This window comes from Arthrobacter sp. NicSoilB11 (assembly GCF_019977375.1).
GTDB lineage: Bacteria > Actinomycetota > Actinomycetes > Actinomycetales > Micrococcaceae > Arthrobacter.
The window spans coordinates 2,347,340-2,367,601 of the sequence record NZ_AP024657.1 but is presented as its reverse complement, the minus strand read 5'-3'; the positions used below and the strand labels follow the sequence as shown (position 1 = coordinate 2,367,601).

Sequence of the window (20,262 nt, the reverse complement as noted above, 5' to 3'; positions counted from 1 at the left end):
AGGCTAGGCTACGCGGACTGCGGAGTAGCCGCCGAGCCAGCTGATGGAGTGGACCTCGGTGCTGTAGCCGTTGACGCCGCCGCTCACAACCTGGCCGTTGCCGGCGTACACGCCCACGTGGCCGGAGGTGATGATCAGGTCGCCGGGGGCGGGAGCGCCGACAACGGTTCCGTACTGGAAGAACTGCGTCGGGGCCAGGTCGCCGACGGACTTGCCGACGGAGCGCAGGGCCTTCTCAACCATTGCGGTGCAGTCCTGGTTCACGCCGACCTGGCTGTAAGCGGATGCCAGGATGGCAGCGCCGGTCCCGGTGCCGGTGGACGCCGCCGGGGCGGCTGAGGCGTAGGACATGTTCATGCCGGTGTTTGCCGGTGCGGTTGCGGCTGCCGTCTGGACGGGAGCTGCTGCCGGCGCCGGGGCTGCGGTGTGGCCAGCGCCGGGGATCTTGATCTGGTCACCGGGGTAGATGATCGAGGACAGTCCCAGTCCGTTGGCGGCCAGGACGTCGTTGAGGCTGACGCCATGGGCGGCCGCGATGGCCCCGATGGTGTCGCCGGACACCACCGTGTGGACGGTTCCTGCTGCTGCGGCGGGTGCTGCTGCCGGGGCAGGTGCGGAGTATGCCTGGACGCTGGTGTTCTCAGTGGTGTCCGGGCCGGTGACACCTGCATGGGCGGGGGCTCCGACGCCAAAGGCAATACCGGACGCTGCAGCAACGGCAAGCGCCGGACGGCCCAGCGAACGGGCCTGGGACTTGGCGGTTACGGCGAGGCCCTCGAGCACAATGGAGCGGGCCGGAGTCGCGCGGTGACGGGCAGTGGTGGAAATTTTTGACACAGTTGATCGCCTCTCCCATGCCTGCGGGGTGAGCTGTCGGGTTCGGGCTGGAGATACCCGGCCGGTAGCTGGCTCCGCGGGCGGAGGCGCTAACGACTTAACCCCAAGGCCACATGTGGCCGTAGAAACTTGGTTCCCCCGTCCCTGCCAAACGGAAAGCGGTTGAATCCCATGATCAGCGGCAGGGCTCGGCATGCTGACGGGAATGTCCCGTCTGAGAGGGACACCAAACGACCATAACCCGCGCTGCCCCCGATTGTCACATTTGGATAACATACGAGGCTCCCCTCTCAATTGCGCAAACGTCTTGATGTACTTCGCATTTCGGGCGGTGACCTCGACCAATGCAGGCAGGGTCTTTATCGCTGCAAACGGTAACAATGTGGCCACGGACGCGCCCTCGGGGGCCGCGCCGGACGGTAAGCTTCGGGACTATGCCCCTGTTCGTGACCAGCCGAGGGATCCCGCTCCTCGGTGGCGTGCTGGCCATCGCCCTGGCCGCCGCCACCGTGCTGCCGGCCGCAGCGGAGGAGCCGCCGCCGGGCGGATATCCCTCCTGGTCGGATGTGCAGCAGGCGCAGTCGTCCGAAGCGGCAAAAGCTGCAGAAATTGCCACCATCGACGGGCTCTTGACCGGCCTGCAGGCGCAGTCGGAGGCAGCCGGGGACGCAGCCGTACGGTCGGCCGCCGAATACGCTGCCGCGGATGCAGAGCTCCAGTCAGCCACATCACGCCTGGAAACCCTGTCCGCACGGGCCGCCCGCGCAAACGACGAAGTGGCCCGGTACCGGAAGGACCTCGGGGCCCTGGCCGTGCAGTCGTACAAGACAGGCGGGACCAACGCCGGGTTCTTCGTGGCGCTGGACGCCCTGGGGACCAACAGCGTCCAGGGCCTCAACGTCGTCAAGCTCGTGGGGGACAAGACGGCCGCGTTGGTGGTCAAGGCGGCGGCGGCCGGAAAGGTATCCGCTGCCCTGGTGGAACAGGAAAAGGTTGCCAGGAGCGAACGGGAGCGCCTGTCCGGGGAGGCAAGGGCAAAAGCCGAGGCAGCCAGTTCCGCCAGGGACGCACTGGCACGGCAGGTGGCCGAGGAGCAGCGGCACGGCGGCGAGCTAACGGCCCAGCTTGCCGCCCTGAAAGGGACGACGGCGCCGCTTGAGGGGGAGTACCGCCAAGGCCAGGCTGCGCTGGCTGCCTACGAGGCGGCCCAGGCGGCCAAGCGCGCCGCAGCGGAGGAGCAGGCCCGCCGCCAGGCCGAAGCGGCCGCCAGGGCCGCCGCGGCGGCCGCCCAGCAGCCCAGGCCGCCCGCACCAGCCGCCCCAGCCGCCGTGGGCGGCAATCCTGTCCCGGTGAATCCAGCCCCTGCCAATCCTGTCCCGGCCAACCCTCCGCCGGCCAACCCTCCGCCGGCCAACCCTGTCCCTTCCGTTCCGGAGGCGCCGCCAGCCGAGCCGGCCCTGCCCAGCCCGCCCGCCGTCGTCGTGCCTTCCATTCCCGGCGGAGCGGTCAACGATCCGGCAGGGGCGAAAAGCTACGCGTCCGGACGCCTTGCCGCTTTCGGCTGGGGCCAGGACCAGTTCCTGTGCCTGGCCCAGTTGTGGACCAAGGAATCCAACTGGCTGACCACCGCCACCAACGCGTGGTCCGGGGCCTACGGAATTGCCCAGGCACTGCCGCCCGGCAAGTATGCCAGCGCCGGGAGCGACTGGCTGACCAGCTACCGGACGCAGATCGAATGGGGCCTGGGCTACATCCGTGACCGCTACGGGTCGCCCTGCGGGGCATGGAACCATTCCGTATCCCTGAACTGGTACTGACTGACGCGCTAGGCTTTCCCCATGCCAGATTTCGGACGGTTCCGTGCACTGCTCGAAGAGGAGCGGACGCGGCGGATGGCGCTGCTGCCGGCGCTGCGGGCGGACATCGACGCTGCGAATTCGGCCCGCCAGGACTCCAACGTCGACGACGAACACGATCCGGAGGGCGCCACGATCGCCTTCGAGCTGTCACAGGCATCGGCGCTGCTGAAACAAAGCTCGGCGGGGCTGGACCAGATTGAAGCTGCCCTGGCCCGGCTGGCCGCGGGGACCTATGGCATCTGTGCGGTGTGCGGGGAACCCATCGCCGAGGGCAGGCTGGAAGCCCGGCCCTGGACCCCGTTCTGCATCCACCACGCCTCCGCGGGGCGCGCGCGGTGACCGGCACAGCGGACGTGGTGTCCGCTGCGGCGGAATTTGTTGACCGTACCCTCCAGAATGAGGGCGCCTGGTACCGCGCGGACGACGTCGCACACCGCCTGGGCGGTGTGCTGGCCTCGTATGGTTCCTCCGTGGGCGCCGTCCGTGGAACTGTGCGCGACGCCCTGCGCAAATTCAAGGACCTGGACCACGACGCAACCGTGATGCTGGCCTCTGCCCTCTGGGGACAGCCGGGGCCCGGCTCCCGCCCGGTTTTCGAGCGCCGCCTTGCCGCCGTGGTGCTGCTGCAGTCACGGGTGCGGCTCCTGCAGCATTCGGACCTGACCCGGCTGGAAGGCTTCCTCCGCTCCGCCCACACAGCGGATCTGACCGCGCCCCTGCTCTCCGATGTCCTGATGCCGCTGCTGGCAGGGCTGGGGGAGCGTGAACGGCAGCGGGCCCGCGGTGTGGTGGAACGGTGGAGCGGGGACCCGGACGCCCATCTTCAGGCGGCGGCCGCTGCCCTCATGAAGGAACTGACTTTCTAAAAGCGGACGAATGAAGGAGATCCACATGAATGAGCCGTTTGATCTTGGGCGATTTGTTGCCGCCCAAAACACCGGCGGAACCTATGACCAGGCGTTGGGGGAGCTGCAGGTCGGCCGGAAGTCCGGGCACTGGATGTGGTTCATCTTCCCGCAGATTGCCGGGCTGGGGCAGAGCGCCATGTCACGTAAATACGCCATCTCTTCACTGGCTGAAGCCCGGGCCTACCTGGACCACGAAGTCCTGGGCCCGCGGCTTCTCGAGTGTGCCACGGTCCTGGCCAACCATGCCGACCAGCCGGCCGAGGACATCTTCGGTGGCATCGACGCCAGGAAACTCCGCTCCTCCATGACACTGTTCCTCCGGGCAGCACCCGGAGAAACAGTGTTCAAGACTGTCCTGGCCCAGTTCTTCAACGGCGAGCCGGACCCTGCCACCGACGAGCTCCTGGCGGCGCAGGACGCAGCCGGCTGACCACACGGACCGGGGCAGCCGGAGCGCGGCTGGCTGCTAGGGCGTGGGGCTGCCGCCGTTGACGTTCAGCGTTTCGCCCACGACGTAGCTGGACTCCGGCGACGCCAGGAAGACGTAGGCGGGGGCCAGTTCGGCGGGCTGGCCGGCACGGCCCAGGGGCGTGGACTGGCCGAACTCCGGCAGCTGCTCCTTGGGCTGGCCGCTGCTGACCTGCAGGGGCGTCCAGATGGGGCCGGGGGCCACAGCGTTCACCCGGATGCCCTTGGGCGCAAGCTGCTGGGCCAGGCCCTTGGTGAAGTTGTTGATGCCCGCCTTGGTGGTGGCATAGTCCACCAGGGTGGGGGACGGGTTGTAGGCCTGGATGGACGTGGTGTTGATGATGGTCGAACCCGCAGGCATATGCGGCACGGCGGCCTTGGTCACCCAGAACATCGCGTAGACATTGGTCTTCAGGGTGTGGTCGAACTGCTCGTCGGAAATGTCCTGCAGGTCCTCTTGGGCCACCTGTTTCCCGGCATTGTTGACCAGGATATCCACCCCGCCCAGGACCGCCACCGCCGTTTCCACCAGGTCGCGGCATGCCGCCGAATCCTTGAGGTCAGCGGGCACCTTGACGGCCTTGCGGCCGGCCGCTTCAATGATTCCGGCGATGCGCGAGGCGTCCGCTTCTTCCTGCGGCAGGTAGGACAGCACGACGTCGGCGCCTTCCCTTGCAAAGGCGATCGCCGTCGCGGCCCCGATGCCGGAGTCCGCGCCGGTGACGATGGCCCGGCGGCCTTCCAGCCGGCCGGTGCCGCGGTAGGTCTCCTCGCCCAGGTCGGCCTTGGGTTCGAGTTCTGCATCCAGCCCCGGCTCGGGCTGGTGCTGCCTGGGCGGGGAGATTTTTTCGTAGGCCGTCACGGGATTGCGGAAGGTGTACTGGTCAGTCATGGTGGTCCTCCTGGTCGTGCGGACACGGGCTGGTTCGTCGCCCCGGGTACTGAAGCAGCCCGCGATTTGCACCGTTACAGGAAGGCAAAAAGCTAAGCATGCTTACGGTTCCTAGCCTAGGCAGAGAGGCCGCCTCATGCCAAGCGGCGCGGCGGGTCAGTCACGCTGGACCGTGACCAGCCGGACCTCGGCCAACTGACCGCCGTCGACCTTGGCCTCCATGAACGTGCACGCCGGCTGGCGGCGGCGGTCCGTGGGCGACCCGGGGTTCAGCAGCCGCAGGCCGTTCGGCGACACCGTGTCCCACGGGATGTGGCTGTGGCCGAACACCAGGACATCGGCGTCGGGAAAGAGCGCATCGCACCGCACTTCGCGGCCCTTGGCCGGCCCCGTCTCATGGACCACCGCAAAGCGGACTCCGTCCAGGTTGGCAGTTGCCGTTTCGGGCAGGCGCCGGCGCAATTCGGGCCCATCGTTATTGCCAAAAACACCCAGCAGCCGGTTGCTCCGGCGTTCGAATTCGTCCAGCAGGGCTGCCTCCGCCCAGTCGCCCGCGTGGAATACGACATCGGCATTTTCGACGGCGGACCACAACTGTTCCGGCAGGTCCCTGGCGCGTCTGGGTATGTGGGTATCGGCGAGCAGGATGAGGTTCAACGGCATACCGGAATCCTGCCATGGTGCCCTGTTCCCACGCGGCCACGAGTCGTAATCTGGGGGCTGGGAGGTGATTGCCATGGAGGCAGCCCAAGGCGACCGTATTGTCGTGCACGGCAGGACCGTGGGGTCCTCGGACCGGCATGGGGTGATTCTTGAAGTCCGTGGCGAGGGCGGCAGCCCACCATATGTGGTCCGCTTTGACGACGGGCATGAAACCGTCATGTATCCCGGCGGTGATTTCGCCGTCGACCACGGAAGCAAGACCTGACGGGGCCGGCGGGATTCCGCCCGCCCCCTGACCCGCCCCACCGCCTGGCCCGCCGGTGCTTCACCTGCGGGTGCTTCACCTGTCAGACTGGAGCGATGGATCTCTTTCCGTCCGCCAGCACGTCCTCCACTCCGCCGCCGCGCACCGGCCCGCGCGACCCGGGCGACGCATGGGTGGAGGGGGAACGCGGCCGGTACTGGGGCAGGTTCGGCGCGGCCGGCGTCCTGGCCTACGACCCCGGCAAAGGTGTGCTGCTGCAGCACCGCGCCGTCTGGAGCCACAACGGTGGAACTTGGGGCCTGCCCGGCGGGGCACTGCACCAGGGCGAGGAACCGGTCGACGGTGCCCTCCGCGAAGCCTACGAGGAAGCTGCCGTCCCGCCGGAGAGCGTGGAAGTGCTGTTCACCTCCGTGCTGGACCACGGCTACTGGTCCTACACCACCGTGGTGGTGCTGGTGCGGGAATCCTTCGAGCCCGTCATCAGCGATCCCGAAAGCATCGCACTGCTCTGGATTCCCACAGCCGAGGTGGACGCACTGGAGCTGCACCCCGGATTCGCGGCGTCGTGGCCGGACCTGCTGGCGCGGCTGGACACCCAGGATCCCTGATAAGCCTTTCCTGGACTGCCCACCCTGGAAGTTGGACTGACGGACCGGGCTGCCCTGCGGGCGTGTGTAGGTATCCCTGGCGCGAAATTAGGTACCCGTTACTGGTGCTGTCCGCATGTGCAGGCCGTTATGCTCCAAGCTACGGCGAAGTCGGGGCTGCTTGATCTCTGGGCAGGTAAACCGGACAACCACCGTATTAGCCCTGACATGTCCCATTTTTGGGGCCATCTCCGGTTGGCTGAATCTACATCCCAGCCACGAAGCAAGGTTGGTGAGCCAGTTGCCCATTCCGCTCCTGTCACCGGGTGCCACGTCACAGCCAGGCTTACTGCCGGGCCGGACTCCTGCGGGGGTCCAGATCCCTGCCATTACACAGCGACATCAATATCCTGCATTCTTCGGCATGGTGGCGCATGCGGCGCGGGAGCGCGTCCTCCCGGTACCCGGGCGGCGTGAGGACCAAGATGCCGCGCTCCGCCGCCGGTAGTGCCTTCGCCCGGCTTCGGGGCAGCCGGGCCCAGGATCCCCGCCATGCCCTGGCGCCCCAGGCAGGAGACACCATGACCGCCGTGCTCGATGCCCCCGGACGCAACGGTAGGCGCCTGCGGCCCCGCGATGTGGTCTTCGCACTGGCAGGTGTCGTATCGCTGGTGCTCGCCGCAGGGGCGGCCTCCACCGTGGACCTGCCCGTCAACAGCGACCTCGGGCTCGTTGCCGTCCTGCCCTATCCGTACTGGATAGGGCTCCTGCTGATCAATCTCACCTTCATCGCGGCGCTGCGGGGGGACGCCCGGGGCCCGGCGGGTCGCGCAGTGATGGTGTGGCTCCTCGCAGTGCTGGTTGTGGAGCTGTTTGGGACCGCAGCGTTTGTGACCGACATACCGCGGGGCGAAGTAGCGTTCAGGCATTTGGGCATTGCCGACGCACTATCAAGCACGCAGGTCATAGATCCTGACATTGACGCGTACTTCAACTGGCCGGGTTTCTTTGCCCTCCTGGCCACGGTCATCAAGGCATCCGGCCTCCAACCGGTGAGCATAGCCCTGTGGGCTCCTGTGTTCGACGTTGGGCTGTGGCTCATGGCCCTGGCAGTGCTTACCCGGACCTTGACCGCTGATCCGCGACGGCGTTGGCTGGTGCTCTGGCTTTTTTGCCTGGGGAACTGGCAGGACCAGGACTATCTGTCCCCGCAGGCCTTCGCTTTCTTCCTGTACCTCATCCTGATCGCACTGCTCGTCGGACCATTGGCCGCGAACCCCGGCACTTTCCGTGGCTTCCGGCCCGCCGACCTGGCGGTTTGGTGGCGGGGCCGGTCCCCCTGGGAGCAAAGGCCGCAGCACCGGGTGAGCGCTTTCGTGGTGGCCCTCCTGCTTGTCGCTGTGATCTGTGCAAGCCACCAGCTGACACCCTTCATGATGCTCATTGCCATGACCGCCCTCAGCCTCAGTGGGCGTCTCTGGTCCAGCCGGCTGCCGCTGATCACTGCTGTGGTGCTTGTACTCTGGCTGGTTTACCCGGCAAGTGCCTATCTCATTGGACACCCGCCCCTTGAGGACGCAGGATTCCAGGGTGCGGTTGCGGCTAATGTCGTTGACCGCGTCACCGGGACCCCGGGCCATTCGCTCGTAGTGAAAGTCCGAATGGTCCTGACCCTCGTGCTGTGGGTCCTCGCGGCGGCAGGGGCGGTACGGGACTGGCGTAGGAAGCGGCTTGACATCCGGGTGGTCCTGCTTGCAGCCACCCCGCTCCTGCTGTTCCCGATGCAGTCATACGGCGGGGAAATGCTCATCCGCGTCTCCCTGTTCGCGCTGCCCTTCGTCGCCCTGCAGGCGTCCTCGGCCCTGCTGCCAAGGGAGGGCGGAACGCGCCTTCCTTTCCTGGCCGTGTTGGCCCTCGTGCCCACCTTCCTGCTGCTGACCTTGTTGATCGAGACCAGCAGGTTCGGGAATACGAAGTTCGACATCTTCACCGACAGTGAGATGGCCGCCGTGGCCGAAGTGGAGCGGATCGCGCCTCACGGGGCGGCCATTATTTCCGCTGCCCACCCAACACCATGGCGCAGCGATGCCTACCTGGAACACCGGTACCGGACCATGGACGAGTTGTGCCGGCGGGACTTGTCAGCAGCGAGCTGCGGCCCAATCTTCTATAACTACGGCCGGCACAACCCTGCCGGCGCCTTTGTGCTGCTCATGCGGTCAACAGAGGCAAGCCTCGAGCTCCAGGGCCAGAGCACCGAACGCAACTCCAAGGAATTGGAAGACTGGCTAAAGGCCCAAGGAGGCGTGGAGCTCATATTCAGTAACGCCGACGCCCGAATCTACCGGTTGCCGTCGCCCTGATCCTTTAGTAGCCCTCGCCGTACTCGGCGGTCACCAGGATGGGCAGGTGATCGGAGTTTCCGCGCGGCAGGGTTTCCACGCTGGTGATGTCCAGGCCCAGGGACGTGGCAAAGTCGAAATGACCCTTGAACACCTTGTACCTGGTGTAGGTCCGCCTGTTGCTCAGCGAGAGGGCGTACCCCGAGTTCTTCATATGCATGTCCAGGTTCTTGGTGAAGAACGGATAGTTGAAGTCGCCCACCATCAGGGTCATCAACCCCTTGCCCATGCTCAGCAGTTCGGCGTGGGCTGCGTGGATCTGCTTCCTGCGCAGCGAGTTCGATGCGGTCAACGGGGCTGCGTGGAACGAGCCGATCACCAGTTCATGCTGGGTTTCGTTGTCCATCACCCGTGTTCCGATGAGCCGCTCATGGGCCGGGGCCAGCACCCGGTCATGCATGGATTTCTTTAAGGCGAAGGATTGCGTGTCCAATGCCGTGAACCGGGTGGTGCGGTAATAGATGGCCAGCCCCAGCCGGTTGCCCTTGGTGACGTCGGCCAGGTGCAGGGGACCAAGGGTCTCCGGCAGATCGCTGGAATCCACTTCCTGCAGGCACAGCGCATCGATGTCATGGTTCCGTGCCAGGGCAAGAAGCTCGCCGCTGGCCTTGTGCTTGCGGAGGTTATAGCTGATGACGCGCATGGAACCTCTTTTGGGTTGCTGACAGGACCAGTTCCTGAGTCTAGTCCGATTGGCACCCGCACCCTCCAACATTTCGTGGCCTTGCCGCAGCGTGCCTTCCACGGCCGGAGGATAGAGTTAGTGCCAATTCACTGAAATTCCGTAAGGGGCCAGCCTTGACTGCAGACCTGTCCGAACTCGCCGGGGGCAACTTCTATTACCAGGACCTTGGCGGCGGCCTGTTCCGGTCCACCATCCACGCCCAGGGCGCCTGGAACGCCCACGAACAGCACATGGCTCCCGCTTCCGCGTTGATGGCAGATGTCCTGGAACGGCACCAGCCGCGCGGGGACATGCGGATGGCCCGGATCAGCTACGAAATCCTTGGGCTGATTCCCGGCGGCGAGTTCCGCATTGACACCACCACCCTGCGGCCCGGCAGGACCATCGAACTGGTCCAGGCCGAGCTGGTGGCCGGGGGCCGGACCGCGATCCGTGCCACCGGCTGGCGCCTGCAGACCAGTGACACCGCAGGGGTGGCCGCCGTCGAGGACGCGGCGATACCGGGGCCCGATGAATGCAAACCCTATGACGGCTCCGCCGTGTGGCCCGGAGGCTACATCCGGTCCCTCGAAATGCGGGTGGCCGAAGGGCACCGGCCGGGCGCCGGGAAAGTATGGCTCCGCACCGACCATCCGCTGACCGACCGGGCGGACAGCGGTGACTTCCCGCGGCTCATGGGTCTGGTGGATACCGCCAACGGCATTGCCGCCCGGGTACCTCCGGGCAAGGACAGCTATGCGTTCCCCAACCTGGACCTGCAGATCCACATGTACCGCAGGCCCGAGGGGGAGTGGCTGGGGCTGGACAACGCGGTGTCGTTCGGCCGCGACGGGATCGGGCTGACCTCCACCGTGCTGCACGACCGGCAGGGCCCGTTCGGCCGCGCTGAACAAATCCTGACCCTGCGCAAATCCTGACCCGGCGCACGTCCTGACAAGTACGCGGGCGGTGGCCGGCTGCTGGTTGTCCGCGGGCAGCATCCTTGCTCCTGGTATGGTGCGCGGCGTATATCGCTGAGTATCGTTGTATATCGTTCGCGATCGGCAAAGGAGTCCATCATGCGTGCTTCACACCCCACAGGGGGATTCGGCGGAAACAATCTGGACGGCATGTGGCAGGCCGTGGAGGAATTGCGCGCCCGTTTCGACAAACGGGTGGGAACCCGCGCCGGGAAGGGAGAGGTGCGGGCAGCGGTGCTGGCACTGCTCGCGGAACGGCCCATGCATGGGTACCAGATCATCCGGGAGATCGAGGAGCGCAGCGGCGGCAGCTGGAAACCGAGCGCGGGTTCTGTCTACCCCACGCTGCAGCTGCTGGCCGATGAAGGGTCCATCAGCGCCGAGGAATCCAACGGGCGGAAGATCTACTCGCTGACCGAAGCCGGCCGTGAGGAGGTGGCGGCCCAGCGGGGATCTGCGCCATGGGATCCGGCGGCCTCCATGGGCGGAGGCGGCATCGCTTCCCTTCCCAAGGCCGGGATTGAACTGGCCCAGGCTGCGGCGCAGGTAGGCCGAACCGGTTCAGCGGAACAGGTGCAGCAGGCAGTGGCAGTGCTGGACGAGGCCCGCCGCCGGCTCTACGCCATCCTCGCCCGGGACTGATCGGGTGTCGTCGATCCTCCAAGCCAGGGACGACCCGCAGCGCCCGTTGAGGCAGCACCGCGGGCGCTACCGGCGGATCCTGCGCTTCGCCGCCTGGAACCTTGCAACCACGTGGTGGTTTGAGCTGTTCCTGCCGCGGATAGGGCTTGGTGGCGTCGCCGCCCGGACGCGCTCCCGAAGGATGCGGCAGTTTGCCCGGCGGTTCCATGACCTGGCCGTGGAACTCGGGGGCCTGATGATCAAGGTGGGCCAGTTCCTGTCCTCCCGGCTCGACGTCCTGCCTCCGGAGATCACCAAAGAGCTCGAAGGGCTGCAGGACGAGGTGCCGCCGGTGGCCTTCCCGGGAATCGCCGCCCTGGCGGGACAGGAACTGGGTGCACCGCCGGACCAGGTTTTCGCCTCCGTGGACGAGTCTCCGATTGCAGCCGCCTCGCTGGGACAGGCCCACCGGGCCCGCCTGGACCCCCTGGATGCCGGGGACACTGGACTGGATGCCGTGGTCCTGAAAGTTCAGCGTCCGGGCATCGGCGCCATCGTCGACGTCGACCTTGCCGCGCTGCGGAAAGTAGCCGGCTGGCTCAGCCACGTCCGGCTCGTCTCCCGCCGCGCCGACATGCGTGCCCTGGTAGAGGAATTCGCCATGATCAGCCTGCAGGAGATTGATTACCTGCACGAGGCAGTCAACGCCGAGCGCTTTGCGGCTGACTTTGCCGGTGATGACCGGGTGGCGGTACCGGAAGTTGTCTGGGAACGGACAACCCGCCGTGTACTCACCCTTGAGGATGTCACGGCCATCAAGATCACCGATGCCCGTGCGCTCCGTGCCGCGGGCATCGATCCCGCCACGGTGGCCCCGGTTTTTGCCGCCATCATGTTCGACCAGCTGTTCACCAACGGCTTCTTCCATGCGGACCCGCACCCTGGGAACATTTTCGTCACTCCAGTCCGTGCAGGCGCAGGCGAACGCCCCTGGAAACTGACGTTCATTGACTTCGGCATGATGGGCGAGGTTACCCCATCCACGCGCAGCGGCCTGCGGAAGCTCCTGATCGCAGCAGCCGCACGCGACGGCAAGGGACTCGTGGCGGCGATCAACGACGTCGGCGTCCTGATGCCGTCGGCGGACAGCGTGGGCCTGGAACGCGCCATGACCCAGCTCTTTGCCCGCTTCGGCGGCATGGGCTTTGCCGAGCTCCGCGAAGTCGACCCCCGGGAGTTCCGGGATTTCGCGGTGGAGTTCGGCGACGTGGTCCGCTCGCTGCCGTTCCAGCTGCCGGAGAATTTCCTGCTGATCATTCGAGCCATGTCCCTGACCTCCGGTGTGTGCAGCGCGCTGGATGAACGTTTCAACCTCTGGGACTCGGTGGAACCCTACGCGGCGCAGCTGCTGCGCGACGAGCGCGGCAACGTGGTGCAGGACGTGGCCCGGCAGGCGCTCGATGCCGCCGGTATTGCCTTGCGCCTGCCCGGCAGGCTGGACGCGCTGGCCGGCCGGCTTGAGGAGGGGTCGCTGGAGGTGGCTGTTCCGCGGCTGGAGCGGCAGGCGGCGCGGCTGGAACGGGCGGGACGGCGCGCGGCCTCCGCCGTGGTTTTCGCTGCCCTGCTGGTGGCCGGCGCCATCGTCCGCGCCGACGACCTGGCGGCCGGGAACGCGCTGATGGCCGCGTCGTCCCTTCCGCTGCTGCACGCCCTGTGGGCCGGGCGCCGGGTTCGTTAAGGCGGTTGCCGCCGTCGGGCGTAACCTAGGGATGGCCTGCCCGCACCCGACCCAGGAGTTTCGCAACAATGCACCACACCGGTACTGGACTCCGCACGCTTACCGTGGTGCGGCAGGACGTGTCCCTCGGCGCGGGCCGTGACCTCGAATTCGGCCTGGAGCTGCTGGCCAGGGCCAGGAGCGGCGGCATCGGCCCCACCCTGCGGCTGTACCGGCCGGCTCCCACTGTGGCGTTCGGGCAGCGGGACACCCGCCTGCCCGGCTTTGACGCCGCCGCCCGGGCCTGCCGGGACAACGGCTTCGAACCCCTGGTCCGGCGGGCGGGGGGACGCGCGGCCGCCTACCACCGTGGCACCCTTGTGGTGGACCATATCGAACCGGACGCGGACGCCGTCGCCGGTTCCAAAACCAGGTTCGGTTACTTCGGTGAGCTCTTTGCGCAGGCGCTGCGGGGCGTTGGGGTGCAGGCGGCGGTGGGGGAAATCCCAGGCGAGTACTGTCCCGGTGAATTCAGCGTGCATGGAACGGATCCAGCGGACAACTCCCGGCGGGTGAAACTGGTGGGTACCGCGCAGCGTGTGGTCTCGGGTGGCTGGCTCTTCAGCTCCGTCATCGTGGTGGAGGATTCCGCCCCGATCCGCAAGGTCCTCACCGACAGCTATGCCGCGCTCGGCCTGGACTGGGACCCGGCAACCGCCGGTGCCGCCAACGACCTGGTGCCCGGCCTTGACGTGGCAGCCGTTGAGCGGTCCCTGCTGGAAACATATGCGGGCCATGCCACCCTGGAAACTGCTTCCTTCAGCAGCCTGGGGGCATGACCCGCACTAAAGTTGCGGCGATGCCGCGCCTTGGGCCGGTCAGGCAGCCAGCCGGCTCTTGACCTCGGCAGCAGACGGGTTGGTGGCTGCGGAGCCGTCCGGGAAAAGCACGGTGGGAACCGTACGGTTGCCCCCGTTCAGCTGCTCCACGAGTTCGGCAGTGCCGTCCACCTCTTCGATGTTGACTTCCGTGTAGCCGATGCCCTGCGCGTCCAGCTGCTTCTTGAGCCGGTTGCAGTAGCCGCACCAGGTGGTGGAGAACATCGTGATGGTGCCGGATTCGGGAGTGAAGTCCACAGGGATCTCCTATACGTCGCTTGAAAGGTTTCCTTACCGTCAACCGTAGCGTGGCTGCCGGTATTCCCCGGTGCCTGACGCCTGGAACGGCGCCGGATGACAGTTTGTGGCGGGCGGTGGCAAGCTGGTGCCATGTGTGGACGCTACGTAATGGCACGTGCCGTGGGGGACCTGCTGGCTGAGTTCGATGCCGAGCTGGAGAGCGAGGTGAGCATCCCGCCGTCGTGGAACGTGGCACCCACCGATGCCGTCCCCATCGTGCTGGAGCGCCTGGTGGATGACAGTGCCGCGCCCCGGCAGGTGCGCCAGCTGCACGTGGCACGCTGGGGCCTGGTCCCGTCCTGGGCCAAGGACCCCGGAATCGGTTCCCGCATGATCAACGCCCGGAGCGAATCGGTGCTGGAGAAGCCGGCGTTCCGGAAGGCAGTCCAGTCCCGCCGCTGCGCGGTCCCGGCCGATGGCTACTACGAATGGAAGCAGGGACCTGGGAAGTCGAAGCAGCCCTACTACGTGCACCCGGGCACGGACCACGGGCTGGTCTTCGCCGGCCTCTACGAGTGGTGGAAGGACCCCTCCGTTCCCGAAGGGGATCCGGGCCGCTGGCTGCTCTCAACGTCCATCCTCACGGCAGACACGCCTCCGCCGGGGTCTGAATCCACCATCTTCGGGAAGCTGACGGAGCTGCACGACCGCGTCCCCCTGCCCATGGACAGGGACACCATGGAGGCATGGCTGGATCCGCAGGCGGATGACGCCGCCGGACTCGTGGACCTGGTGCGGTCCGGCGTCAAGAATGCCGCGGCCGACTGGCGGGTGGAGTCGGTGGGCAAGGAAGTGGGCAATGTCCGCAATAACGGCCCCGAACTGATCCGCCCGGTCGAAGCCCTGTTCTAGCTGCCCTGTTCTAGCGCCCTGTTTTCCCAGCCCTGTTTTTCAGCCCAGCTCCAGCAGCCGCACCCCATGGTGAGGCCGGGGATCAGACGGTGACCCTGCCGGCGTCGTCCACTCCCCACGTGGGGTTGTACGCCACTTCCCAGCGGAACCCGTCGGGGTCGGCGAAATACCCCGTGTAGCCGCCCCACGGCTGGGTGACCGGCTCGGCAATGATGTCAGCGCCGGCCTTCGCGGCCTCTTCCATGACCCTGTCCACGTCCCCGGGACCGGCGACGTTGTGGCTGAGGGTGATGCAGGGGATGCCGGCGGGAGGGCTGGTGCCCGCTTCGGCCTGCATCTGGCGGACGTCCCACAGGGACAGCACCAGGCCGTGGTTCACCTGGATGAACAGCACTTCCCCGGCAACCTCACGGTGGACCGGCCAGCCAAGGCCATCAACGTAGAAGTCGCGGGATGCCTGAACATTGCGGACTCCGAGGGAGATAAAGTCGACTCTTGGCTCCATGCTTCGATACTGTCAGATGATGGCGACAATTCAAGGAAACGATAGGGATGCCCGGGCCGACAAGGAACAGCTCGCTGCCGTTCGGGTTGCCGTTGATGAGGTGGATGAACAGATTGTCACCCTCATTGCCCGCCGCGAACGGCTGATCAGGATCGCCGGGACCCTCAAGGGTGATGACGCAGAGGTGCGTGCCCCGGGACGGGTGGAGCGGATCATCGAGCACGTCCGGTCCGCCGCAGAGAAAAAGGACATCGATCCGGACATCGTCGAAGCAACCTACCGGGCGATGATCTCCGCGTTTATTGAACTTGAACTGCGGATCCACAAAGAAAACAGCTGACCTGTTCCGGGGGCTGGCGGAGGAGCCCTAAAGGGCTTCCTCCACCGGCACCCCGTGCTGGAACTCCCGGCCGTCCGCCTCACTGAAGGCTGACAGGACATGGCCCTGCCCCAGCCCGGTCAAGGCCGTCGCGGGAAAGCTCCCGGTAATGCTGTTGTCCGAGTGGGACACTCCCGACAGGTCGTAGTCTTCCTCGATTCCCTGGTCCCGGTTGAACGAGTAGCAGGCGATTGCCTCCCCGTTCATGAACTCAATGCACAGCCGTCGTTGCATGGAATAATCCGGCGAGGCTCCCATCAGGCCCACCACATAGGCCCCGGAGTCCGGAATGGTGCCGTCGATGTCGAACCGTGCAACCAGGGTGGAGTCCTGGGTCTTGATGCTTGCCTGCTTCAGGAGTGCGTCATCGGTACTCATGCCATCATCCTGCTCCCTGCCGCACGCTCCGTCCACCCCCGCCTATGTTTTGCTGCCTCCCCGGCGTAGACTGGATTCGTTCGAATACATATTCGAATAAGGGTCAAAATCTGCAGCTGCAGGGAGGCGCACGTGGGCATGTTCAGCGAGTCCGTTGACGTGGTGTGCTCCGCTTCCGGGCAGCCGGAATCCCTGACGTGGGCAGGAACGTCATACATCGTCTGTGCCGAACCTGTCCGCTGGTATGAACGCCGGCAATGGTGGGCAGAGGATACCCGGGCTCCGCTGGGAAGCGGACCGGGCGTGGTGGACCACGAAATCTGGCGGGTCCAGGTACTGCCTGCCAAAGTGGCGTCCCGCCCGATGGGGCCAGGAGAACCTGCCGTTGCCGAACCCCTCACCCTTGACCTGACCCGCCATATCCGCAGTGGCCGTTGGCGGCTGCTGCGGATCCATGACGGCCTTCGCCCCAAAACCGCATGAATCCCCACCTCCCATCACCATGAGCTTTACCCACCTCCACGTTTCCACGGCATTTAGTGCCCACTACGGTGTCTCCTGGCCTGAAGAGCTGGCAATGGCGGCCGCAGCCGACGGCGCAACGGCCCTTGCCTGCACCGACCGGGACGGGCTGTACGGCACCATCAAGCACCTCAAGGCCTGCATGGCGGCGGGCATCGACCCCATAGTGGGGGTGGACCTTGCAGTATTTGACGACGACGGCGATCACCGCACACAGGTATCCGGCAGGGTGGTGGTGCTGGCCCGCGGCCACAACAACGGTGCCGGGTACCGTGCGCTGTGCCGGCTGGTTTCCGATGCCCACGCCAGGACCTCGGGGAAAGCCGGGGGAGCGGTGCCCGCCGCGGTCACCCGTGCCGAACTCGCCTCCCGCACCCTTGACCCCCAGACCCTCAAGCCGGTGCTGACCGTCCTGATTGGACCGGATTCCGACGTCGGACGGGCCATGGGTGGCCGGCGCTACCTGCGTCCACGGACCCTGTTCAAGCAATGGCTGGATGCCATGCCCGCTGGAACGGTCGTGGCGGAAATTGTCTCCCAGCTCAGCGCTCCGGGGACTCCCTTCAGCACCGCACATGCAGTCCGCATGCTCAGGCTCGCAGAGGAACACCACGTACCCGCCATCCTCACCAACGCCGTCAGGTACTGTGCCGCAGACGGCGCACCAACCGCTGACGTCCTGGATTCTGCCCGGACCCTGAAGTCCCTTCCGGAACTTGCAGGTGAACCGCTCCTGCAGCCCACCGGGCAGGGCTGGCTGAAAACCTCCGAACAAATGCTGGGACTGGGAAAGGAAATCATTTCCGCTGCCGGTTACGGTGCAGCAGACCTCAAACAGCTGATGGCGCAAACAGAGGCGCTCGCCGACCTCTGCCGGATCGACCCCAGCACCGATATGGGGTGGAAGCAGCCAGTGGTTCCGGAAGCATCGGTTATTGGGATCAGCCAGGATCCGCACGCCGAACTGATCCGGCGCTGCCATGCGGGAATCGGCAGGCGTTTCCCGGGGATCTCAGGAAAACCCGAACAGGAGATGCTGTCCCGGCTGGAGCATGAGCTTGGCATCATCCGGAACCTGGGTTTCTCCGCCTATTTCCTGACGGTGGCGGAGGTATCCCGCATGATCCAGGACATGGGGGTCCGGGCGGCCGCCAGGGGCTCAGGAGCCTCAAGCCTGGTCAACTACCTGATCGAGGTCAGCCATGTGAATCCCCTCCAGCATGACCTGATCTTTGAACGTTTCCTTTCCAACGACCGGGCCACCCTCCCTGACATTGACATCGATGTGGAAAGCGCGGAACGCCACAACGTGTACCACAGGATTTTTGACCGGTTCGGCCCGGAGCGCGTCACCCTGATGAGCATGCAGAACGGGTACCGGGCCCGGGGGGCGGTTCGCGACGCCGGGCTGGCGCTGGGCATGGACGACGGCGAGGTGGGGGAGATCGCCAAGCAGTTGTGGCGCTTCTCCGCCCGGAAGTTCCGTGAAGCACTGCAGGAAAAGCCCGAACTCCGGGAGTTCGCTGGCCGGGTGGAGCAGCGCGACACGGACGGGAACCAGCAGCTTGACCTCCTGGTGGACCTGACCGAACGCCTGGACCGGCTGCCCCGCCACATCTCCATGCACCCGTGCGGAGTGATCCTGGGCGATGCCACACTCCTGGACCGCACCCCGGTCCAGCCAAGCGGCCTGGGGCTGCCCATGAGCCAGTTCGACAAGCACGACATGGACCCCATGGGCATGCTCAAACTCGATGTCCTGGGGGTGCGCATGCAAAGCGCCATGGCCTTCGCAGTCCGGGAGATCATCCGCATCCACCCCAGCAAGAAGGACGTGGTGGAGGCAGGAAGGCACCCGGCAGGACCTGACGGAACAGGCCCTGACTACATCGCCGGGGACGGCCGGATCGACCTCAACGCCGTTCCCCTCGACGACGAACCGACATACCAGCTGATCAGGAGCACGCACACCCTTGGCTGCTTCCAGATTGAATCCCCGGGGCAGCGGGAGCTGATTGGAAAGATGGCACCCCGGGAGTTCAACGACCTCATCATCGATATATCACTGTTCCGTCCCGGCCCCATGAAATCCGACATGGTGCGGCCCTTCCTGGAACACCGGCACGGGTTCGCCCCTGAGGTCTACCCCCACCCGGACCTTAAACCGGTGCTGCAGGAAACCCATGGGGTCACGGTGTTCCACGAACAGATCCTGAAAACCCTCGACATCATGACCGGCTGCGGGCTTGCCAAAGCCGACGAGTTCCGCAGGGCGCTGAGCAGCGACGACGGTGAAGCCAGGGTGGAGGAATACTTCCGGCGCAATGCAAAAACCAGGGGATACACCCCCGAAGTAGTGGACAAGGTATGGGGGACATTGAAGTCGTTCGCCAGTTTCGGCTTCTGCAAAGCCCACGGTGCTGCCTTCGCCGTCCCCACCTACCAGTCCGCCTGGCTTAAGACACACCACCCGGAAGCCTTCCTTGCCGGCTTATGGGAGCACGACCCCGGGATGTATCCCAAACGGCTGCTGGTGGCCGAAGCCCGCAGGCTCGGGATACCCATCCTTCCGCTGGACATCAACCGGAGCAAAGCTGAATACCGGGTGGAGCGGATCGAGTCCGGCCAGGACGCCGGCAGGCTGGGGATCCGGCTCAGCCTGAACGGGATCTACGGGCTGTCCGCAGCCGAATTGAAGCGGATAGTGGCAGGCCAGCCATATGATTCACTGGCAGACCTCCGCGCGCGCTCGCGGCTCAGCAAGCCAAGCATCAGGCGGCTCGCCCAGCTGGGAGCCTTTGATGCCCTGCACCGGGAAGCCGGGGGAACAGCCAACCGGGCCGACCTGGTGCAGTACCTGCAGCAGCTCCAGTCGGCCACTGGCGCGCGCAAAGGCGCCGACATCCTGGAGGGACAGCTGTCCCTACCCTTGGGCGATATTGAACTGCGCAACATCAAGCCCGGGCTTCCAGCCCCCACGCTGGTGGAAAACGTCCGGGCGGAACTGGACCTCATGGCCGTCGATGTCAGCACCCATCTGATGGAAAGCCACCGTCCCCTGCTGGAAAAGCTGGGCGTCACCACAGCCGATAAACTCCTCAGCCTGCGCAACGGGACCGAAGTGCTGGTGGCCGGGGTGCGGGTGGCAACCCAGACCCCTCCCATGCGCGGCGGACGAAGGGTGGTGTTCATCAGCATCGACGACGGCACCGGCTGCGTTGATTCGGTCTTCTTCCACGAAGCCCAGGAAAGTGCAGGGCCACTCCTGTTCGGCACCCGCCTGCTGCTGATCCGCGGCACCACCCGAAGGACCGGCCCCCGGGGGATCAGCCTGAGCGCAAGCATGGCCTGGGACCTCAGCCGCACCGAGACGCTGCCCTTCCCGGAGTCCTCGCCTGCGGCTGCCCAGGACGGCCCGCATCCCCTGGACGGCATCAGCAGGACGCTGGCGATTACCGGCTTTAACGGGTGAGCGTGCTGTGCGCCGCGTTGGTGGGCTCAACCGGAACCGATAGCATTGACGGTGGCTGGCTGTGGTCCCCGTATGCCACAAGCTATGAAGCCTCAACTTTGAATAGGAGACAC

The 20,262-nt window shown here is 66.0% G+C and carries 22 protein-coding genes and 1 riboswitch; of the genes, 15 read left to right on the top strand and 7 right to left on the bottom strand.

Annotation, left to right across the window (positions count from 1 at the left end):
• Positions 1-3: 3 nt before the first annotated feature.
• Entirely contained in the window at positions 4-837 is an 834-nt protein-coding gene (locus LDO14_RS10890) for a LysM domain-containing protein (RefSeq protein WP_056390531.1), read from the bottom strand.
• Between the two features lie 3 nt (positions 838-840).
• A riboswitch (cyclic di-AMP (ydaO/yuaA leader) is annotated at positions 841-1,011 on the bottom strand.
• Between the two features lie 272 nt (positions 1,012-1,283).
• On the opposite strand from LDO14_RS10890, the gene LDO14_RS10885 reads away from it, so the two are divergent.
• Genes LDO14_RS10885 through LDO14_RS10870 form a run of 4 tightly spaced genes read left to right on the top strand, consistent with a single transcriptional unit; the run spans position 1,284 to position 4,034 of the window.
• Positions 1,284-2,654 (top strand): lytic transglycosylase domain-containing protein, encoded by a 1,371-nt coding sequence (locus tag LDO14_RS10885; RefSeq protein ID WP_223991688.1) that lies wholly within the window; start codon positions 1,284-1,286, stop codon positions 2,652-2,654.
• 21 nt (positions 2,655-2,675) lie between these two features.
• Complete coding sequence (locus LDO14_RS10880; RefSeq protein WP_056390525.1) at positions 2,676-3,035, top strand: TraR/DksA C4-type zinc finger protein; 360 nt, start codon at positions 2,676-2,678, stop codon at positions 3,033-3,035.
• The gene (locus LDO14_RS10875; protein ID WP_134164690.1) at positions 3,032-3,562 is read left to right on the top strand and encodes a DNA alkylation repair protein; all 531 of its coding nucleotides are present in this window, start codon (positions 3,032-3,034) and stop codon (positions 3,560-3,562) included. Before LDO14_RS10880 ends, LDO14_RS10875 begins: the two co-directional genes overlap by 4 nt.
• Positions 3,563-3,587: 25 nt before the next feature.
• Positions 3,588-4,034 carry a DUF1810 domain-containing protein gene (locus LDO14_RS10870; protein ID WP_043424958.1) on the top strand — a complete coding sequence of 149 codons (447 nt, stop codon included), beginning with the start codon at positions 3,588-3,590 and terminating at the stop codon, positions 4,032-4,034.
• 36 nt (positions 4,035-4,070) lie between these two features.
• On the opposite strand, the gene LDO14_RS10865 is transcribed toward LDO14_RS10870, so the two are convergent.
• A complete protein-coding gene (locus LDO14_RS10865; RefSeq protein ID WP_056390519.1) occupies positions 4,071-4,964 on the bottom strand; it encodes a glucose 1-dehydrogenase in 894 nt (297 codons plus the stop codon).
• Positions 4,965-5,120: 156 nt separating this feature from the next.
• The gene (locus LDO14_RS10860) at positions 5,121-5,627 is read right to left on the bottom strand and encodes a metallophosphoesterase (protein WP_223991686.1); all 507 of its coding nucleotides are present in this window, start codon (positions 5,625-5,627) and stop codon (positions 5,121-5,123) included.
• Positions 5,628-5,700: 73 nt separating this feature from the next.
• On the opposite strand from LDO14_RS10860, the gene LDO14_RS10855 reads away from it, so the two are divergent.
• From LDO14_RS10855 to LDO14_RS10845, 3 genes are all read left to right on the top strand, one after another.
• The gene (locus LDO14_RS10855) at positions 5,701-5,892 is read left to right on the top strand and encodes a DUF1918 domain-containing protein (RefSeq protein ID WP_134164691.1); all 192 of its coding nucleotides are present in this window, start codon (positions 5,701-5,703) and stop codon (positions 5,890-5,892) included.
• A gap of 95 nt (positions 5,893-5,987) precedes the next feature.
• Positions 5,988-6,500, top strand: coding sequence for an NUDIX hydrolase (locus LDO14_RS10850; RefSeq protein ID WP_018769363.1), 513 nt, complete (start codon positions 5,988-5,990; stop codon positions 6,498-6,500).
• A 452-nt stretch (positions 6,501-6,952) separates the two neighbouring features.
• On the top strand, positions 6,953-8,842 hold the full coding sequence (locus LDO14_RS10845; RefSeq protein ID WP_223991679.1) for a glycosyltransferase: 1,890 nt from the start codon (positions 6,953-6,955) through the stop codon (positions 8,840-8,842).
• 4 nt (positions 8,843-8,846) lie between these two features.
• Here the strand turns inward: LDO14_RS10845 and LDO14_RS10840 are convergent, their stop codons facing one another.
• The gene (locus tag LDO14_RS10840) at positions 8,847-9,524 is read right to left on the bottom strand and encodes an endonuclease/exonuclease/phosphatase family protein (RefSeq protein ID WP_018769361.1); all 678 of its coding nucleotides are present in this window, start codon (positions 9,522-9,524) and stop codon (positions 8,847-8,849) included.
• A gap of 155 nt (positions 9,525-9,679) precedes the next feature.
• On the opposite strand from LDO14_RS10840, the gene LDO14_RS10835 reads away from it, so the two are divergent.
• From LDO14_RS10835 to LDO14_RS10820, 4 genes are all read left to right on the top strand, one after another.
• Positions 9,680-10,483, top strand: coding sequence for a thioesterase family protein (locus LDO14_RS10835; protein ID WP_223991677.1), 804 nt, complete (start codon positions 9,680-9,682; stop codon positions 10,481-10,483).
• Positions 10,484-10,624: 141 nt separating this feature from the next.
• Positions 10,625-11,167 carry a PadR family transcriptional regulator gene (locus LDO14_RS10830; RefSeq protein ID WP_018769359.1) on the top strand — a complete coding sequence of 181 codons (543 nt, stop codon included), beginning with the start codon at positions 10,625-10,627 and terminating at the stop codon, positions 11,165-11,167.
• Positions 11,168-11,171: 4 nt separating this feature from the next.
• Positions 11,172-12,884: an AarF/UbiB family protein gene (locus LDO14_RS10825; protein WP_018769358.1), complete on the top strand. Its 1,713-nt coding sequence runs from the start codon at positions 11,172-11,174 to the stop codon at positions 12,882-12,884.
• Positions 12,885-12,952: 68 nt separating this feature from the next.
• A complete protein-coding gene (locus tag LDO14_RS10820; RefSeq protein ID WP_223991674.1) occupies positions 12,953-13,702 on the top strand; it encodes a lipoate--protein ligase family protein in 750 nt (249 codons plus the stop codon).
• Positions 13,703-13,741: 39 nt separating this feature from the next.
• Here the strand turns inward: LDO14_RS10820 and LDO14_RS10815 are convergent, their stop codons facing one another.
• On the bottom strand, positions 13,742-13,999 hold the full coding sequence (locus tag LDO14_RS10815; RefSeq protein WP_018769356.1) for a mycoredoxin: 258 nt from the start codon (positions 13,997-13,999) through the stop codon (positions 13,742-13,744).
• 150 nt (positions 14,000-14,149) lie between these two features.
• On the opposite strand from LDO14_RS10815, the gene LDO14_RS10810 reads away from it, so the two are divergent.
• Positions 14,150-14,893 carry an SOS response-associated peptidase gene (locus LDO14_RS10810; RefSeq protein ID WP_018769355.1) on the top strand — a complete coding sequence of 248 codons (744 nt, stop codon included), beginning with the start codon at positions 14,150-14,152 and terminating at the stop codon, positions 14,891-14,893.
• A gap of 82 nt (positions 14,894-14,975) precedes the next feature.
• Here LDO14_RS10810 and LDO14_RS10805 read toward each other — a convergent pair whose 3' ends face one another.
• Complete coding sequence (locus LDO14_RS10805) at positions 14,976-15,398, bottom strand: VOC family protein (RefSeq protein ID WP_223991672.1); 423 nt, start codon at positions 15,396-15,398, stop codon at positions 14,976-14,978.
• Positions 15,399-15,414: 16 nt separating this feature from the next.
• Here LDO14_RS10805 and LDO14_RS10800 point away from each other — a divergent pair, with 16 nt between their 5' ends.
• On the top strand, positions 15,415-15,738 hold the full coding sequence (locus LDO14_RS10800; RefSeq protein WP_043424939.1) for a chorismate mutase: 324 nt from the start codon (positions 15,415-15,417) through the stop codon (positions 15,736-15,738).
• Between the two features lie 27 nt (positions 15,739-15,765).
• Here the strand turns inward: LDO14_RS10800 and LDO14_RS10795 are convergent, their stop codons facing one another.
• Positions 15,766-16,155, bottom strand: a complete 390-nt coding sequence (locus LDO14_RS10795; protein ID WP_018769352.1) for a hypothetical protein — start codon at positions 16,153-16,155, stop codon at positions 15,766-15,768.
• A 132-nt stretch (positions 16,156-16,287) separates the two neighbouring features.
• Between LDO14_RS10795 and LDO14_RS10790 the strand changes: the two genes are divergently transcribed.
• Both LDO14_RS10790 and dnaE read left to right on the top strand, forming a co-directional pair.
• Positions 16,288-16,638 carry a DUF6504 family protein gene (locus LDO14_RS10790; protein ID WP_018769351.1) on the top strand — a complete coding sequence of 117 codons (351 nt, stop codon included), beginning with the start codon at positions 16,288-16,290 and terminating at the stop codon, positions 16,636-16,638.
• Between the two features lie 19 nt (positions 16,639-16,657).
• Positions 16,658-20,149 (top strand): DNA polymerase III subunit alpha, encoded by a 3,492-nt coding sequence (gene dnaE / locus LDO14_RS10785; RefSeq protein ID WP_223991670.1) that lies wholly within the window; start codon positions 16,658-16,660, stop codon positions 20,147-20,149.
• Positions 20,150-20,262: the final 113 nt, after the last annotated feature.